Below are 16641 nucleotides of genomic sequence, written 5' to 3'. Positions count from 1 at the left end.
ATTGCGGCTGACGAGCCGGCTGATTATTATGCCACTTTACTTATTCGATGGGAGACTTCAGCGCTATGACCGACCAACAACCCCCCAGGGGAGAACTGCTGTTGCGCACCATGGCCATGCCGGCCGACACCAATGCCAATGGCGATATCTTCGGTGGCTGGATTATGTCGCAGATGGATCTGGGGGGCAGCCTGCTGGCCAATGAGATCGCCATGGGGCGGGTGTGTACCGTGGCCGTGAGCGACATGGCCTTTCTGCGTCCGGTACAGGTGGGGGATGTGGTGTGCTGTTACGGCGAAATGGTCAAACTGGGCCGCAGTTCCATGACTGTACGGGTAGAGGTCTGGGTCAAGCCGGTGCTGGTGCCGGAAAGCGGGCCTCGTTACAAGGTGGCGGAAGCGCAGTTTGTGTATGTGGCCATCGACGAGAACGGACGCCCCCGTGCCGCTCAAGCTTCCGTTTAAAGCCGGGCTGCTGGCTTCGGCGCTGCTGCTGAGCGGCTGTCCCGAGGTGCCGGAAACCATGCTGCTGAGCGATGGCTTCGCCCCCATGACCGCCGAATGTCTGCATCCCTCGGTGAATGGCAGTCAGCCGTTGCCATCGACCTTCTCGCTGCTGACCTGGAACATCTACAAGCAGCAGGGGGACTGGCAAACGGAGCTGAACCGCTGGGTCGGTGACAGCAATCTGCTGTTGTTGCAGGAAGCACGGAGCAGTGAAGAGCTGCACCACTGGTTGCAGCAGCGGCATTATCACTGGTTTCAGGTGGCCGCATTCAACTGGGAGCAGAAAGCCAACGGCGTGCTGACCGCCTCGACGGGGCAGGCCTCCCGGGTCTGCGGGCAACGAATAAGGGAGCCGGCGACACGGATCCCCAAATCACTGCTGTTCAGTTATTACTCGCTCGAAGGGGCCAGTCAGCAACTGCTGGTGGTGAATCTGCATGCGGTGAATTTTTCGCTGCGGGGCAGGACCTATCAGGAGCAGCTGGATCGTATCAGCGGGTTCATCGAAAATTATGGCGGCCCGGTGATCGTGGCCGGCGACTTTAACCGCTGGAACCCGCGACGGGAGCGCCTGCTGCGGCTCTGGGCCGGACGGGAGCAACTGAGCGAGGCGGTGCCCACGCCGGATCATCGCACCCGTTTCATCGGCTATCCGCTGGATGCGGTGTTTTATCGGGGACTCACGCTGGAACAGGCGCAGAGCATGCGCTCCGAGGCCTCGGATCACGGGCCGCTCAAAGTCAGTTTCAGGGTGAAGGGCAGCGATACCCCCCAGGCTGGCGGCGGGAAGGCAAACCCGCTCGAGTAAACCCGGTCAGATAAACTCGCACGGGTAAACTTCAGTGGCGGTGGAATCTGTATTCCGACCGTCCATTCCGATGGGACTGACCGCGCAGGTCGCATAACCGGGCGACTACAGCATAAAAAAGAGCCGCCATCTCGATGATGGCGGCTCCTGGTGTTCACTCATCGCTGAAAGCCAATGGCGTAACGCCTTGTTGATTACCCGGCGTTGGCGGTCACGATCAGGCTCTGTCCGGCGCGCAGGCTGTTTTTATCTGTCAGCTGGTTCCAGCGCAGCAAATCGGTAATGCTGACACTGAAACGGCTGGCGATGGTCGACAGGGAGTCTCCGGCCTGCACCTGATAAACACCGTCGGAAAGCGAGGGCGCAGAGGCCCGGCCTGCCGTCGGCAGCATCAGGGTCTGGCCTACCCGAATGGTGGTACCGCGCAGATTATTCGCCTGCCGGATGGCCTCGATGCTGGTGCCGTTGCGGCGGGCGATTCTGCCCAGGCTGTCACCGCCCTGTACCTGATAACGCTGATAGGCCTTGCGTTCCTGCTCAGGCAGATCGGCCATGGCGATCTCGAAGCCCTGGGCATGGGCCACCGGCACCAGGATTTCGGCATTGCGTGCCGGCGAGGTGGCGGCGCGCTTGAAAGCCGGGTTCAGGTGCTTGAGCTGCTTGCGGTTCATGCCCGCCAGATCGGCCGCCATGTTCAGATCGACCTGACCTTCCACTTCCACCACCGCCAGCTGCGGACGGTTGGGCACCGGTGGCACATCCATGCCGTAGTGATCCGGGTGCATCAGAATATCGGCCAACGCCAACAGCTTGGGCACGTAATTCTGAGTCTCTTTCGGCAACGACAGCGACCAGTAGTCGGTCGGCTTGCCCTGACGACGATTGGCTTTCATGGCGCGTTGCACCCGGCCTTCGCCCGAATTGTAGGCCGCCAGTGCCAGCACCCAGTCACCATCGAAGAAACCGTTCAGGTATTCCAGATAGTCGAGTGCGGCCCGGGTCGAGGCCATGACATCGTAACGACCGTCATACCAGCTGTCGTAATGCAGCCCGAACTGCTTGCCGGTGCCCTGCAGCATCTGCCACAGACCTGCGGCATGGCCATGGGAATAAGCACGCGGATCGAAGGTGCTTTCGACCACCGGCAACAGGACCAGCTCCATGGGCATGTTCCGTTTCTCTATCTCTTCCTTGATGAGATAGAGAAACGGTCTGGCGCGTTCGGATACGGAACGCATATATGCCGGGTGCTTGAGGTACCATTTCCGTTGGGCCACGACCCTGGGATGATCCAGGGGGATATCAAGCTGCATGCTGTCGGCCAGTTCGAGCCACAGGTTCTGCTGCTGAGCTTCGGCCTGTTGGCGAGGCTGTCGCTTGGTTGATGAATGGGATACGGTGCTGTAGGCACGACCACTGTTGGTGGTTTTGCTTTGTATCCGTAGCGACGAATAGGTCGCTGATTTAGGGTAGAGCTGGCTATTTGCCTGCTCTCCAGCTGTTTCCTGATGGCCATAGGGATGTCGTGCCGAATCGGTCGACATCGCCTGGCAGCCCGCCAGGAGCAAGGCACTGGATAAAATACAGAGTCTTCTCATGGTGTCTGCGTCTCACAAAAACGGCGGCCAGTGTATGCTTTGTGAGCAGCTTAATCAAGTTCGTTAAAAATCGTCCTTCCAGCGCCTAAGTGCGGCGAATACCTCGATGTCTTCATTCAACTCCGCTCCCTGATGCATCTGGGCCGCGGCGCGAACCCCCGCCAGATGGGCGCGCAGGAAGACATTGACGGCTTTTTCTAGGCCGATGGAACTGGGCAGCGTCGGCACGCCCTGCTGGCGTAATTTGGCCACGTTTTGCAGGTATTTCTTCAACTCGGGGTTATTTGGCTCCACAGCATGGCAAAACGCCAGATTTGATTGAGTATACTCGTGGGTGCAATACACCCGGGTCTGGTCCGGCAGTCGGGCAAGGCGGCCGAGGGAGTGGTGCATCTGTGCCGGTGTGCCCTCGAACAAACGACCGCAACCGCCCGAAAACAGGGTATCGCCGCAAAACAGCAGTGGCAGGCCTGGTGCTGCCTGATCCTGAGCTGCTGCGTAGTAGGCGATATGCCCCAGGGTGTGACCGGGTACCGCCATCACCTCGATCTCCAGTGCCAGTTCGGGCAGCGAGACCTTGTCGCCGTCGTGCAGGGCGATGCCGTTCGCGGCCGGCATCGGCTCGGCGGCAGGGGCATAAACCCGGGCCTGGGGCCACCGGGCCAGCAGAGCCTCGACCCCACCGGTATGGTCATGGTGGTGGTGGGTGATCAGAATGGCGTCCAGGGTGAGCTGGCGCTCGGCCAGTACCCGTTCAACCGGTGCCGCCGTGCCGGGATCGACCACCACCGCATGGTTGTTATTCGTTATCAGCCAGATATAGTTGTCTTGAAACGCCGGGATGGGACTAATGTTAGGCATGGGACTGTCCTTATGGTCATGTTGTGCAATAGCTTATCAGAGGCGCCATGAAATCAGCCAGTACGCCGGACAGCTGGCAACAACTGTTGCGCGGTCGTCATATTGCCGGGCAATTACAATTGCGTCTGGACGAATGGGCGCCGTCATTGTTCGGCTTCAATCTGCTCAAAGTCGATGCCCTGGCCGCGGCGCTGTCGCTGAGCAAGAGCCGGCTGCGGCATGCGGTGCTGATGGGACAGTCCGGCTTCGAAGGGATGGAGCTGCAGGGAAATGCCACTGCAATGCCTTTCGCCCCCGGCAGCCTCGATGCCTGTCTGCTGGCTCATGTGCTGGATTACAGCGAACACCCCCACGCCATACTGCGCGAAACCGAAGTGGTGCTGCGCGACGACGGCTGGCTGATCATCACCGGTTTCAATCCCTACAGCAGCGCCGGCTTAGCCTGTCTGATACCGGCGTTACGCCGTCGGTTGCCCCCCTGGCAGCGAATGCTGGCGCCGGGACGGTTGGAAGACTGGCTGAAATTGCTGGGTTTTGAGGTGATTGAACGGGATTACTTCGGGTTGAGCGGCATAATCGACTTGCCGGTGCTGGGGCAATGGCGCCGTCGGCTCTGCCCCCGCTATTGCCCCTCGCTGGCGGCGGTCTATGTCATCATGGCGCGTAAACGGCGTTATCCGCTGACCCCCATTCGCCAGCTCAAGCCGGTGCCCGCTGCGCTGCAGCCGGGCATGGCACGTCAGCGCGAATAACCGGTGTCGTCCTGATTGGCATCGTTCAGTGCCGCTTCCCGCGCCAGTTCGTCACAACGTTCGTTTTCCGGGTGGCCGGAATGTCCTTTCACCCAGTGCCAGCGCACCTGGTGGCGCTGACAGAGTTCATCCAGTTGCTGCCACAGATCGACATTCTTGACCGGTGCCCTGGCGGCGGTTTTCCAGTTATTGCGCTTCCAGCCGGTGATCCACTGGGTAATGCCCTGACGCACATACTGGCTGTCGGTGGTGAGATCCACTTCGCAGTCGTCGCTGAGGGCGGCGAGCCCGGCGATGGCTGCCATCAGCTCCATGCGGTTATTGGTGGTCAGCCGGTAGCCACCGCTCAGCTCCTTGCGGTGCTGTTTGTAGACAAGCACGGCGCCATAGCCGCCCGGACCCGGATTACCCAGGCAGGAACCATCGGTATACAACTGGATCTGTTTCATCGTTACCCGTGAGCAAAAACATAAAGCGGAAGTCTGCCATAGCTGAGCCTTGCCCACCAGCGGCCCGGCCCCGGGAACACCAGGAGACCGGACCCGGTGGCGCCGATGGTGGCAGTTATTTATACTGACGCCCGGATTGAGTAGAGGAAGCAGCGATGAGTCAGCAAAGCCATCATCGGCAGATAGTGCTGGATACAGAAACCACTGGTATGAATATGGATACCGGTCCTCACTATATCGGGCACAGGGTGATCGAAATCGGTTGTGTGGAGGTGGTGAATCGCCGCCTGACCGGCCGGCATTTCCACGTCTACCTCAAACCGGATCGAAAGGTGGATGAAGAAGCGATTCGGGTACACGGCATTACCGATGAGTACCTCGCCGACAAACCGCCTTTTGCCGACAAGGTAGACGAGTTTCTCCAGTTTATCGCCGGTGCCGAGCTGGTGGCGCACAACGCGCCCTTCGACGTCGGCTTTCTCGATTATGAAATGGAGTTGCTGGGACGGCCCGAACGCATGGCCGCCCTGTGCAAGATCACCGATACCCTGGCCCTGGCGCGCAAGATCTTTCCCGGCAAGCGCAACAACCTGGATGTATTGTGCGACCGCTATGGCATAGACAACGGCCATCGCTCCCTGCACGGCGCCTTGCTCGATGCCGAAATCCTGGCCGACGTTTATCTGCTGATGACCGGTGGCCAGACCAAGCTCAACCTGCAGAATGATAATGGCCAGCAGGAGGGGGACAGTGGCCAGGGCATCCGTCGCCTGAGTGCCGAGCGGGCACCGTTGCGAGTGATCCGGGCCGGTGAGCAGGAACTGCAGGCCCACGAGGCGCGGCTGGATCTGGTGATGAAAAAAGGGGGCAGTTGTCTATGGCGCGGAGAATAGGTGCATTCCTGTTCTCGCTGTCGTTACTGTTTGCCGTGTCGGCGACCCAGGCCACCGAACAGCGGGCGCGCTGGCTGAGTAACACCTTCCGTATCGACTCGTCCATTTCATCCGTTACTCTGCTTATCGAGCGGGAGACTCCCAGCACTCCGGTGGTATTGATCCGTCCCGATGGCAGTAAATATTACTACCAGCAACATCCGGACGAGGTCAGCTGGGCTGCGACGCCCAGCCGGGATGTGATTACCCTGTGGCAGCCGGAACCCGGCCCCTGGCAGGCGACCGGAAAAATCAAGGAGCACGGTGGCATATCACTGGTCAGCGTGTTCGAATTGCAGGTATCACCGCTACCAGAACGGCTTTATCAGCAGGAAGTACTCAAGCTCAACGCCGAGCTGCATCATCGTGATATCCGGCTGGACGCCGGTTATTATCTGCAGGATTTACCCCTGAAGGCGCAGCTGGTTAAGCTGCATAACGGTAACGAGTCCCGGCTTGCTCCGGATCCGCTGGTCGTCGGTGACTTTCGTGATGATGGCATCGGGCTGGACGTCTACCCCGGTGACGGCAGTCTGACGGCGGAAGCCATCATCGATACCTTGCCGGGTGAGTATCTGTTTCAGGCCCAAATCAGCAATCGGGTGCTGGCGCCCACCCATGAGCAGAATGTACTGATCTACCCCATGCCACTCGGCGTGAGATTTTCTACCCCCGATGCCGAGAGAAAGTGGCAGCTGGAGCTGGCCGTCAAGGGTGAGCTGGTCGCCGACTCGCTGGTGGTGATGGGGGAGCTGACGACACCGTTGCAGCAGATCATCGCCGTGTCGGGCACAGGCAGTACCATTACCCTGCCCGATGCCCTCGAGTCCGGCAATTATTACTGGCAGGGGCGCGCCTTTGCCACTACCCGGGAGGGGCGGGAAATCCAGCTTAATCTGGCGAAGCAGGTGGTCCGGGTCAGTCCCCCGGTGAGCACGGCCGTGCTTGAGGCTCGACCAGCCGGCAGTGACTTCCCCCTGTTTTACCTGCTGGGCGCACTGAGCCTGCTGTTGGCGGCGGTACTGGCCGCGGTATGGTTTTTGCGCAAGCGAGCACTCAACAAGCGGAAAAACACCTCGGAACCGACAGGTTAACCGCATATTATTGATGCTTGCGTATAAAAAACGCTCGAACGGTACTAAAAGGTACGTTTTAGTCTTGACCCCGTACTCGGCCGACATTATGATTTACCCCGTCTGAAGCGAACTGCTTCAGACTCTGGAGCGGTAGTTCAGTTGGTTAGAATACCGGCCTGTCACGCCGGGGGTCGCGGGTTCGAGTCCCGTCCGCTCCGCCAATTTAAAGAAGCCCTTAGCTTTTTGAAAGCTAAGGGCTTTTTGCTTTTCTATCGTCAGTGAAATCAACCTTCCTCAATCTGTCAAATTATCCTTCGTGACCATTTTGTGACCTGGACGCTGTTTTGACCGGAGGTCATAGTGTTTGTCCAGCGAAGTAACTTTTCTTGTGCGCTTTCGGACTCTGTGGCTTCATAAAAGAGTGGTGAGAAGTGTAGTGGTCAACTAATCCCGGATAATTAATTAGGCCAACGCTCGGCGTGAGTTTGTGCCCACTCCGAGTGTGTTTCTACATCTAGCATATTGGCATGTCAGGTTGTCACCCCAGCCTGAGTCGTGGACCAATGTAGTCGAGAAATGCCGTGATCCTGCTGGAAAGTGTGGTGTTGCGGTAGTAAACCGCGTGTACCAGCTCCCGGTTGTTGGGCGTGGTTATCCGCTCATCCAGCACCTTGATCAGCCGGCCACTGGCCAGATCGTCACAAATCATGAAGTCGGATAACAGCGCCAGGCCCTGACCGTCCAGGCAAAGCTGGCGAATGGTTTCGCCGCTGCTGCTGGAAAGACTGGGGATCACCGTCATCGGTGGGGACAGTGGCCAGCGGTTGAGGTGGGGCGCATCGACAAAGCCGATGATCTGGTGCCGGCCGAGTGCTTCCGGCCCTTGCGGCGTGCCGTGCTTTTCCAGGTAGTCCGGCGAGGCGACAATATGCAGCGGGCTGCGCCCCAGAAAGCGGGCGTGCAGGTTGGAGTCCTGCAGGGCACCGATGCGAATGGCCAGATCGGTCCGGCGTTCTATCAGGTCAATGATGCTTTCACTGGCGACCAGTTCCAGCTTGATTTGCGGGTAACGTTCCCGAAAGCCCGGCACCAGGGGCACCAGCTGATGCAACATAAAGGGTGTGGCCGCATCCACCCGCAGCCGCCCCGCCGGTATGCCCCGCAATGCCCTGATGTTTTCTTCCGCCTCCGCCAGCCGGTCGAGGCCTGCTCGCGCCTGCTCGCTGAACTGGCGGCCTTCCTCGGTCAGTTCCAGTTTGCGCGTGGTGCGGTTCAGCAGGGTGCAGTCCAGCTCCTGCTCCAGCCGGCTCACGGCCCGCGATACTCGGGCCACCTGAATATCCAGATTGCGTGCAGCGGCCGAAAAACTGCCGCTGTCAATAACAGCCAGCAGGATCTCCAGGTCTTCGGTACGGGAAACTATTGCCATATTTGCAAAGGTATTTTGTGGTTGTTGCTGTTTCTGTAAAAAATACCAGTCGGCATACTGCGCTGCAACCTTAACTTGTAGCGGAGATTGTTATGCCTATTGCCCTCTTTGCGTTGACCCTCAGCGCATTTGCAATTGGTACCACCGAATTTGTGATTGTCGGACTGGTACCCACCATTGCCCAGGATCTGGGCGTATCCCTGCCATCGGCCGGCCTGCTGGTCAGCCTCTATGCCCTCGGCGTGGCGATTGGCGCGCCGGTACTGACGGCGTTGACCGGACGCTGGCAGCGTAAAAACGTGCTGATAACCATCATGGCGCTGTTTGTTATTGGCAACCTGCTGGCGTGGATGGCGCCGGGATACAACTCGCTGATCGCGGCGCGCATCCTGACCGGTCTGGCCCACGGGGTGTTTTTCTCGATTGGCTCGACCATCGCGACCAGCCTGGTCAGCAAAGACAAGGAGGCCAGTGCCATTGCCATCATGTTCACCGGCCTGACCGTGGCGCTGGTGACTGGGGTGCCGCTGGGCACCTGGATTGGCCAGAGCTTCGGCTGGCGCGCCACCTTCATGGTGGTGGCGGCACTGGGGCTGATTGCCCTGATCGGCAGTGCCTTGCTGGTACCGAAAAACCTCAAGCAGGCGCCGCCGGCGCGCATTTCCCAGCAGCTGAAAGTACTGACCCAGCCGCGATTACTGCTGGTCTATGCCATGACCGCGGTAGGTTATGGTGGCACCTTCACCGCCTTTACCTTTCTGGCACCGATCCTGGAGGAAGTGTCCGGCTTCGAGTCCGGGGCCATTGGTCTCATCATGCTGGTCTACGGCGTGTCGGTGGCGGTGGGTAATATCTGGGGTGGCCGTATGGCGGATCGTCTGGGCCCCATCAAGGCGTTGTACATCATCTTCACGGCACTGGCGTTGATCCTGCTCGCCTTCACCTTTACCGCCGTTCATCCGGTAGCCGCGGTGCTGACCATTCTGGTCTGGGGCGCCTTTGCCTTTGGTAATGTGCCCGGGCTCCAGGTGTATGTGGTGCAACTGGCCGAAAAATACACCCCGGAGGCGGTGGACGTGGCGTCCGGCCTGAACATAGCGGCGTTCAACGTGGGCATCGCCCTGGGCTCTGTGCTTGGTGGTGTCATTATCCAGAGCATGTCGCTGATGGATACCGCCTGGATCGGTGCCCTGATCGTGCTGCTGGCGCTGGTACTGACCCGACTGTCCGGCTCCCTCGACAAACGAAACCAGGCCCAGATCGCCTGAGGCTGACACCGCAACAAGGGCGAAGCGAGGCTTCGCCCGGGAGACTTTCCAATGAGTATTGAAAAACTGACCCAAGGTGGTTTTTCCATCGGCGTGGAATTGCCGCTCGACAATGACTGGTCCGCCGCGGGGGATGCCCGTCGCCGCCAGGATGGCCGCCCCTTTGGCGTGCCGGACATGCAACGGCATGGCGAGCTGATCCAGCTGGCCGACCGGCTCGGTTTTCGGGCGGCCTGGGTACGCGATGTGCCGCTGTACGATCCGAGCTTTGGCGATGCCGCCCAGGTGTTCGAGACCTTTACCTATCTGGGTTATCTGGCCTCGCATACGCAAAATATTCTGCTGGGCACCGCCGCCGTGGTGCTGCCACTGCGCCAGCCCTGGCTGGTACGCAAGGCCGCCGCCACGGTTCAGACGTTGAGTGGCGATCGCCTGTTGCTGGGGGTCGCCAGCGGCGACCGGCCCAGTGAATATCCGGTATTCGGGGTCGACTTTCCCGGCCGGGGTGAACTTTTTCGTGATGCCGTGAACGTGATCCGTGGCGAGCAGGATCACCGGCTGGCAAGCGGCATGGAGGTGTTGCCCAGGGCGCCGCAGCCGCCCCTGCTGGTGGCGGGGCTGGCGCAACAAAGCCCGGCTTGGGTGGGGGAGCAGATGCAGGGCTGGCTGGCGTACCCGGGCACACCGCAAGATCACGTCAAGCGGGTTGGTCTCTGGCGTCAGGTGGCCGGCAACAAGCCTTATGTCAGCTTTATTCACCTGGATCTGGTGGAAGATCCGAATGCACCCATACGGCGCCATCATTTCGGGATCAGCACCGGCGTCAACGGCCTGATCCAGGAGCTGGAAGCCATGAAATCCGCCGGGGTCGATCATATCGGTCTGCATTTTCGTCGCAACCAGCGGTCGCTGGATGACACCTTTCATGACATCGGCGAACGTGTTTTGCCCTTGTTTCACTCGCAATAACTTTCACTCGCAATAACAGGAGTTACCTGTAATGAATATGATGCCATCTCTGGGAATGGGAACCTTTCGTCTGGAAGGGGATGATGCCTACAACGCGGTCAGCATGGCGCTTGAGACCGGGTTCCGTCATATCGATACCGCACAGATTTACGGCAATGAAGCCGAAGTGGGCCGGGCGATTGCCGACAGCGGCATTGCACGGAATGAGCTCTTTCTGACCACCAAGGTCTGGCTGGAAAATCTGGGTGAAGATGCCTTTATCGCCAGCGTGGAAGAAAGCCTGCGCAAGCTTCAGGTCGAGGCCGTTGATCTATTGCTGATCCACTGGCCGGATGTCAGCGGCAAGGTGGCGATGGAAACCTACCTGCCGCAGCTGGCCGAGGCCCAGCGCCGCGGGCTGACCCGTTTCATCGGTGTGTCCAACTTTACCAATGCGCAGCTGAACCAGGCCATTGAGATTCTGGGTGAGGGCAAGATCCTGACCAATCAGGTCGAGGTGCATCCTTACCTGCAAAATCGTCGTGTTATCGAACACTGCCAGTCCAGAAATATTCAGGTGACCGGTTATATGCCCCTGGCCGTTGGCAAGGTGATGAAGGACGACGTGCTGCAACACATTGCCGAGCGCCACGAGGTGTCGGTGGCCGAGGTGGTGCTGGCCTGGCAACTGCAGCAGGGTCTGGTCACCATCCTTCCTCCACCAAGCGGGTGAATCTGGAAACCAACTTGAATGCCCTGCGCCTTGAGCTGAGCGCCGACGACATGGCCGAGATTGCTCGGTTGGAGCAAGGCGAGCGCATTGCCAACCCTGACTTTGCACCGCAATGGGACTGAACAACATGCTCACGATGGGATCCTTGCCCGGCAGCATGCAGGCCTGGGTCTGGGCCAAATCCGAACGTGCCATCTCCCTTGCCACTCAGGCCATGCCCGAGCCCGGCCCGGGGGATGTTCTGATCGCCAACAAGGCGATCGGACTGAACCCGGTCGACTGGAAGTTTGTTGAGGCGGCATTGGGGGAGCAGTGGTCCGACGGGCACATTCCCGGCGTGGACGGGGCCGGCGTGGTCGTGGCGGTTGGCGATGAATCTCTTCGCCACTGGCTGGGGGTACCGGTGTGTTACCACCAATCCCTGCACAGGAACGGCAGTTTTGCCGAATATACCGCCATTGACGCCCGCACCGTCATTCGCATGCCTGAACGCATGTCCTGGAGTGAGGCGGCTGCCTTTCCCTGCCCGGTGATGACGGCCTGGCAGGCCATTGAAAAAATTCCGGCACAGCTGGATGCGGAGATCCTGATTTCAGGCGCCTCCGGCGCCGTTGGGCGGGTGTTGGTCCAGCTGGCCAGGGCTCGTGGTTTCCGCATCACCCTCATCGCCTCCGGTGCCAGACATGACGGTCTGATGGAGCTGGGCGCCCACCGTTGTGTGGCGTCGGCCAATCAGCTGGAAGAGCGCTATTTCGCGGTATTCGACACCGTGGGATCGGCCCATGCCGAAACATTGGCCTCTTATGTTGAAGCCAACGGCCACCTCATCTGTATCATGGGGCGGCTGGAAAAGGCCGTGGTGCCGCCGTTCTCAACAGCAATTTCACAGCACGAAGTGGCGCTCAATGCCCTTCATGGCACAGGCTCCGACGCCCAATGGCAACGCTTCGCCCGTGAGGGTGAGCGACTGGTGCATCAGCAGTATCAGGGCAGCCTGAAAGGCCCCGACATGCTGGTTGAATCCTTTGAGCGCCTTGATGCTGCCCTGTTGGAGTTCAAGAACAACCGTAAGGCCCTTAAATACTGTATTGAGCTGGGCTAAGTGACATCGGCTTTGGTTTCAACTTTTACTCATGATGATTCCAAAGCCGACATGACTACACAGTCGAGGCAGGTTCTGGCGCAATACGCCCGTGTCCATGACCAGTCAGGCTCTGCCTGCAACGATAGCGAGGATTCCAATGACAGATCTCTTTACGCCGATTCGGCTCGGCGCCGTTGAATTGAATAACCGGGTGCTGATGGCCCCGCTGACACGTATTCGCGCCGATGCCGACCATGTTCCTACCGATCTTATCGTTGAGCATTATGCCCAACGCGCGTCCGCCGGTCTGCTGATTGCCGAAGCGACCATGGCGATGGAAGGCAATTCGGCGTTCAGGCGTGAGCCGGGTATCTATTCTGACGCCCAGGTGGCCGGCTGGAAAAAGGTCACCGATGCCGTGCATGCCGGCGGCGGCAAGATTTTCCTGCAAATCTGGCACGGTGGTCGTGCCTGTCACCCGCTGTTGAACAACGGCCGTGTGCCGGTGGCGCCCAGTGCGGTGGCCATTACCAATGATGAAGTGCATACCCCGGAAGGGAAAAAGGCCTACACGGTGCCCCGTGAACTGCGCGATGACGAGATTCCGGCCATTGTTGAAGGTTTTAAAATCGCCGCCGAAAATGCCAAACGCGCCGGTTTTGATGGCGTGGAAGTGCACGGTGCCAATGGTTACCTGCTGGATCAGTTCCTGCGTGACGGTGGCAATCAGCGCACCGGTCCTTATGGCGGTCCGATAGAAAATCGTGCTCGCCTGCTGCTGGAAGTGCTGGATGCCGTGGTGGGTGTCTGGGGCAGTGATCGGGTGGGCGTGCGCCTGTCGCCGCTGAACAGCTTCAACAGCATGAAAGACAGCGATCCGGTCGGTTTGATCACCTGGATGGCGCAGCGGCTGAATGACTACAACCTGGCCTATCTGCACCTGATGCGCGGCGACGTGCTGGGGCTGCAGCAGGGCGATGTGGTCACCCCCGCCCGCGAACACTATCGGGGCAACCTGATCCTGAACATGGGCTATGACCGTGAAGAAGCCAATGCTGCTGTGCAGTCCGGTCAGGCACAGGGCATTGCCTTTGGGGTACCTTTTATTGCCAACCCGGATCTGGTGGAGCGCCTTAAGGCCGGTGCCGAGCTGAATGAGCCCGATCCGACCACCTTTTACAGCCAGGGAGTGGAGGGTTATAACGATTACCCCACCCTGGCAGCGCTGACGGAAGCCTGATAACAACGCGGGAGCGTCGGCTCCCGTTTGTCATGGTGCACAAGGTGATTATGCCAAGGAGACAAATAACATGATTTATGTCATGGCCACCATTAATGCAAAGGCGGGGCAACGGGAAAAGGTGCTGAATGAGCTGCTGCGCATTCGACCTGCGGTGCTGGATGAAGAAGGATGCTACCAATATGATCCCGTCGAGAGCATTGCGACCGATATTTCGATTCAGGAAATACCCGCTAAAGACACCCTTATCGTGCTGGAGCAATGGGCGTCGGTGGCGCACCTGGAGGCGCACCTGGCCACCGCGCACATGAAAAGCTATCAGGAGGCGGTCAGCTCCCTGGTGGAAGAGGTCAGCATTAAAGTGTTGAACGCCGGCCCTTTATCTGGCAAAGAGCACACCATGGTCTCTTGATGAGGGAAGGGGGATATGTGCCGGTAAATCAATGAATTAAGCTGGTGAGTCTCTTGGCAGACAGTTATACCGCATGACGTGTTCTCCACACCTGCGGGGATGAGCCGGAGAAGGTGCACCAGCATCAGTCGTCGCGTTACCTTTTCTGTCGGGGACTTTCCTTCTCTTCTGCGGGTTGCTGCAGGCAGAAGAACAGCTCATCAATCATTTCATGGATGGCATCGTCGTTGTCGTTGGCTCGTGCATAGGTACGCAGGCCCATCAGTTGCATCTGTAAAAAGCGGGCCAGCCGCCGTGGATCTCTGCCGGCATCAAGCTCGCCGTCGTTTTGTGCCTGCACCAGTAACTGCATGAAGGCATTTTCTATTTCTTTTAACAGCAGCCTGGCGTCGGCTATCAGCTCGGCATTGTCTTCGGTCAATTCCGCTATGGTTTTTACCAGCATGCAGAGGTCACTGGGTGCCGACTCCTGATCATCAACCACAACGAGTTGCACGAAATGTCTCAATGCCGCCAAGGGGGAAGGTGCGGCCTCTGCGCAGGCAGACAAACGGGCCAGACTCGCATCCGCATAGCAGCGCAAGGTTTCACGGAAGAGACCTTCCTTGCTGCCAAAGCTGGCGTAGATACTGCCCGGGCGCATATCGATAAAGTCCTGCAGATTGCGCATGGAGGTCGCATGAAAGCCCTTGCTCCAGAAGAGATGGGTGGCCCTTTGGACTATTTCCTGCCGTTCATACCTGGCGGTTTTGGCCATGGAATCCTCGAATAGATCTTGAACAATTGTTCAATTATATCTTGAACGGTCGTTCATATCCAGCTATGCTGTTCCTGACTTGAACGATCGTTCATCATGTTTTGGTCACTTGCGCGGAAGGCTCTTAATCCGCAAACAAATCAGCAACTGTTTAATCTGGAGATATTATGACTTCTTTCACTATTCATGATCTGGACTCTGCCCCCACCGACAGCAAGCCGTTGCTGGATAAGTCACTCAAGGCATTTGGCATGATCCCCAACCTGCATGGGGTCCTTGCTCAGGCACCCGGAGTGCTCGAAGCCTATCAGGACTTGCACCAGCTGTTTATGGATTCATCCTTCAACGAAGCAGAGCTGACCGTGGTCTGGCAAACCATCAACGTAGAGCACGAGTGCCACTATTGCGTGCCCGCGCATACCGGCATTGCCCACTCGATGAAGGTTGATCCGGATTTGACCGAAGCATTGCGCACCCGGGCACCCATGCCGAGCGAAAAACTGCAGGTACTGCACGATACAACGCTTGCTCTGGTCCGCAATCGCGGTCACCTGAGCGAGGCCGAAGTGAACGCCTTTTTTGCGGCAGGCTACGAGCAGCGTCAACTGCTGGAAATCATTCTGGGTATCTCGCAAAAGGTGATCAGCAACTATGTGAATCATCTGGCGCAAACGCCGGTGGATAACGTCTTCCAGAAATTTGCCTGGGAAAAATAACAATACTGCGGTTTCCTCGTTTGGCCGCATCATGCTTTATTCTTGAGCCTTGGTGCCAACGCGAAACTAACGAGAGTTTGACGATTAACAGGAGCAAGTATGAGCAGCGAATACCGAGTACCCAAAGTGTGGGTGGCCCCCGGTGAAGATGGTGGAACCTGGTCCAGGATCAACAGACCCGTTGCCGGGGCCACTCATCAGGCTACCTTGCCGGTGGGTGAACACCCGCTTCAGCTTTATTCCATGGGCACACCCAATGGCCAGAAGGTAACCATATTGCTGGAGGAGCTGCTGGCCCGGGGAATGCAGGCTGCGGAGTACGATGCGCATTTGATCGCCATAGGCGAGGGGGATCAGTTTTCCAGCGGCTTCGTCGAGGCAAACCCCAATTCCAAAATTCCGGTGCTGGTCGACCATTCGGGCGAACATCCGCTCCGGGTGTTCGAGTCCGGTGCCATCCTGCTTTATCTGGCCGAAAAATTTGGTCATTTTTTGCCTCGTGATGTGACGGAACGTACCGAGGTGCTCAACTGGCTGTTCTGGCTACAGGGCTCCGCGCCCTATCTGGGGGGCGGTTTTGGCCATTTCTATGCCTATGCGCCCGAAAAGATCGAATACGCGATTAACCGTTTCACCATGGAAGCCAAACGTCAGCTGGATGTGCTGGATAAACAACTGGCGCTGACGCCTTTCATTGCCGGTGACGAATACAGCATTGCCGACATCGCCATCTGGCCCTGGTATGGCAACCTGGTACTGGGCAAGGCCTATGACGCCGCCGAGTTTATTGACGCCGCCAGCTACAAGCACGTGCTGCGCTGGGCCCGGGAGATAGCGAAGCGCCCGGCAGTGCAACGGGGTCGCATTGTCAATCGCACCTGGGGAGAGCCCGGGGAAATGCTGGCAGAGCGTCATTCGGCAGCGGATATCGACAATATTCTGGCGCAAGCACGCTGAACAACCGACCGAAAATAAACAGGTAAAAACGGCAAAAGCCAGGCGACAAACCATGCAGATATCCGGTTTATGCGCCTGGCATCCTGTCTGTTGCCGGTCACGGCAGAATGCCGTG

17 protein-coding genes, 1 tRNA gene and 1 pseudogene are annotated in these 16641 nt (G+C 58.5%); 14 read left to right on the top strand and 5 right to left on the bottom strand.

Translation table 11 applies throughout. The features are described 5' to 3' along the window. Window positions 1–65: 65 nt before the first annotated feature. Both yciA and BFR47_RS12045 read left to right on the top strand, forming a co-directional pair. Complete coding sequence (gene yciA / locus BFR47_RS12050) at window positions 66–464, top strand: acyl-CoA thioester hydrolase YciA (protein ID WP_071473293.1); 399 nt, start codon at window positions 66–68, stop codon at window positions 462–464. After that, window positions 442–1314: an endonuclease/exonuclease/phosphatase family protein gene (locus tag BFR47_RS12045; RefSeq protein WP_175514106.1), complete on the top strand. Its 873-nt coding sequence runs from the start codon at window positions 442–444 to the stop codon at window positions 1312–1314. The genes yciA and BFR47_RS12045 overlap by 23 nt, the downstream gene beginning before the upstream one ends. A gap of 194 nt (window positions 1315–1508) precedes the next feature. Here the strand turns inward: BFR47_RS12045 and BFR47_RS12040 are convergent, their stop codons facing one another. Both BFR47_RS12040 and gloB read right to left on the bottom strand, forming a co-directional pair. Further along, on the bottom strand, window positions 1509–2912 hold the full coding sequence (locus tag BFR47_RS12040; protein WP_071473291.1) for a LysM peptidoglycan-binding domain-containing protein: 1404 nt from the start codon (window positions 2910–2912) through the stop codon (window positions 1509–1511). Between the two features lie 63 nt (window positions 2913–2975). Further along, window positions 2976–3773 carry a hydroxyacylglutathione hydrolase gene (gene gloB, locus BFR47_RS12035; protein ID WP_071473290.1) on the bottom strand — a complete coding sequence of 266 codons (798 nt, stop codon included), beginning with the start codon at window positions 3771–3773 and terminating at the stop codon, window positions 2976–2978. 47 nt (window positions 3774–3820) lie between these two features. On the opposite strand from gloB, the gene BFR47_RS12030 reads away from it, so the two are divergent. Beyond that, entirely contained in the window at window positions 3821–4525 is a 705-nt protein-coding gene (locus tag BFR47_RS12030) for a methyltransferase domain-containing protein (protein WP_071473289.1), read from the top strand. On the opposite strand, the gene rnhA is transcribed toward BFR47_RS12030, so the two are convergent. Continuing rightward, complete coding sequence (gene rnhA / locus BFR47_RS12025) at window positions 4513–4974, bottom strand: ribonuclease HI (protein WP_071473288.1); 462 nt, start codon at window positions 4972–4974, stop codon at window positions 4513–4515. The two genes, BFR47_RS12030 and rnhA, sit on opposite strands and share 13 nt — an antisense overlap. A 155-nt stretch (window positions 4975–5129) precedes the next feature. Between rnhA and dnaQ the strand changes: the two genes are divergently transcribed. The 3 genes from dnaQ to BFR47_RS12010 all read left to right on the top strand — a co-directional run bounded on the left by dnaQ (window position 5130) and on the right by BFR47_RS12010 (window position 7203). Next, on the top strand, window positions 5130–5867 hold the full coding sequence (gene dnaQ / locus BFR47_RS12020) for a DNA polymerase III subunit epsilon (protein WP_071473287.1): 738 nt from the start codon (window positions 5130–5132) through the stop codon (window positions 5865–5867). Then, on the top strand, window positions 5852–7000 hold the full coding sequence (locus BFR47_RS12015; protein ID WP_071473286.1) for a hypothetical protein: 1149 nt from the start codon (window positions 5852–5854) through the stop codon (window positions 6998–7000). Before dnaQ ends, BFR47_RS12015 begins: the two co-directional genes overlap by 16 nt. Window positions 7001–7126: 126 nt before the next feature. After that, window positions 7127–7203: transfer RNA gene (locus BFR47_RS12010), tRNA-Asp, on the top strand. Window positions 7204–7520: 317 nt separating this feature from the next. Here the strand turns inward: BFR47_RS12010 and BFR47_RS12005 are convergent. After that, on the bottom strand, window positions 7521–8411 hold the full coding sequence (locus BFR47_RS12005; protein WP_071473285.1) for a LysR family transcriptional regulator: 891 nt from the start codon (window positions 8409–8411) through the stop codon (window positions 7521–7523). 92 nt (window positions 8412–8503) lie between these two features. On the opposite strand from BFR47_RS12005, the gene BFR47_RS12000 reads away from it, so the two are divergent. The 6 genes and pseudogenes from BFR47_RS12000 (at window position 8504) to BFR47_RS11975 (ending at window position 14096) form a co-directional block, all read left to right on the top strand. Then, window positions 8504–9679 carry an MFS transporter gene (locus BFR47_RS12000; RefSeq protein ID WP_071473284.1) on the top strand — a complete coding sequence of 392 codons (1176 nt, stop codon included), beginning with the start codon at window positions 8504–8506 and terminating at the stop codon, window positions 9677–9679. Between the two features lie 51 nt (window positions 9680–9730). Continuing rightward, complete coding sequence (locus BFR47_RS11995) at window positions 9731–10648, top strand: TIGR03571 family LLM class oxidoreductase (protein WP_071473283.1); 918 nt, start codon at window positions 9731–9733, stop codon at window positions 10646–10648. Window positions 10649–10679: 31 nt separating this feature from the next. After that, window positions 10680–11482, top strand: a pseudogene (gene dkgB, locus BFR47_RS11990) (2,5-didehydrogluconate reductase DkgB). 5 nt (window positions 11483–11487) lie between these two features. Beyond that, entirely contained in the window at window positions 11488–12462 is a 975-nt protein-coding gene (locus BFR47_RS11985) for an alcohol dehydrogenase catalytic domain-containing protein (protein WP_139215170.1), read from the top strand. Between the two features lie 139 nt (window positions 12463–12601). Further along, window positions 12602–13684, top strand: coding sequence for an alkene reductase (locus BFR47_RS11980; protein WP_071473282.1), 1083 nt, complete (start codon window positions 12602–12604; stop codon window positions 13682–13684). Window positions 13685–13754: 70 nt separating this feature from the next. Beyond that, complete coding sequence (locus tag BFR47_RS11975; protein WP_071473281.1) at window positions 13755–14096, top strand: putative quinol monooxygenase; 342 nt, start codon at window positions 13755–13757, stop codon at window positions 14094–14096. 136 nt (window positions 14097–14232) lie between these two features. On the opposite strand, the gene BFR47_RS11970 is transcribed toward BFR47_RS11975, so the two are convergent. Then, on the bottom strand, window positions 14233–14853 hold the full coding sequence (locus BFR47_RS11970; RefSeq protein WP_071473280.1) for a TetR/AcrR family transcriptional regulator: 621 nt from the start codon (window positions 14851–14853) through the stop codon (window positions 14233–14235). 167 nt (window positions 14854–15020) lie between these two features. Between BFR47_RS11970 and BFR47_RS11965 the strand changes: the two genes are divergently transcribed. Together BFR47_RS11965 and yghU are read left to right on the top strand one after the other, a co-directional pair. After that, the gene (locus tag BFR47_RS11965; RefSeq protein ID WP_071473279.1) at window positions 15021–15569 is read left to right on the top strand and encodes a carboxymuconolactone decarboxylase family protein; all 549 of its coding nucleotides are present in this window, start codon (window positions 15021–15023) and stop codon (window positions 15567–15569) included. A gap of 99 nt (window positions 15570–15668) precedes the next feature. Beyond that, entirely contained in the window at window positions 15669–16526 is an 858-nt protein-coding gene (gene yghU, locus BFR47_RS11960; RefSeq protein WP_071473278.1) for a glutathione-dependent disulfide-bond oxidoreductase, read from the top strand. The last annotated feature ends 115 nt before the right edge of the window (window positions 16527–16641 follow it).

It is taken from the genome of Oceanisphaera psychrotolerans, from assembly GCF_001870485.1.
Classification (GTDB): Bacteria; Pseudomonadota; Gammaproteobacteria; order Enterobacterales; family Aeromonadaceae; genus Oceanimonas; species Oceanimonas psychrotolerans.
Note: the sequence above shows the minus strand (reverse complement) of the source record. Positions and strands in the feature narration are given on the sequence as shown.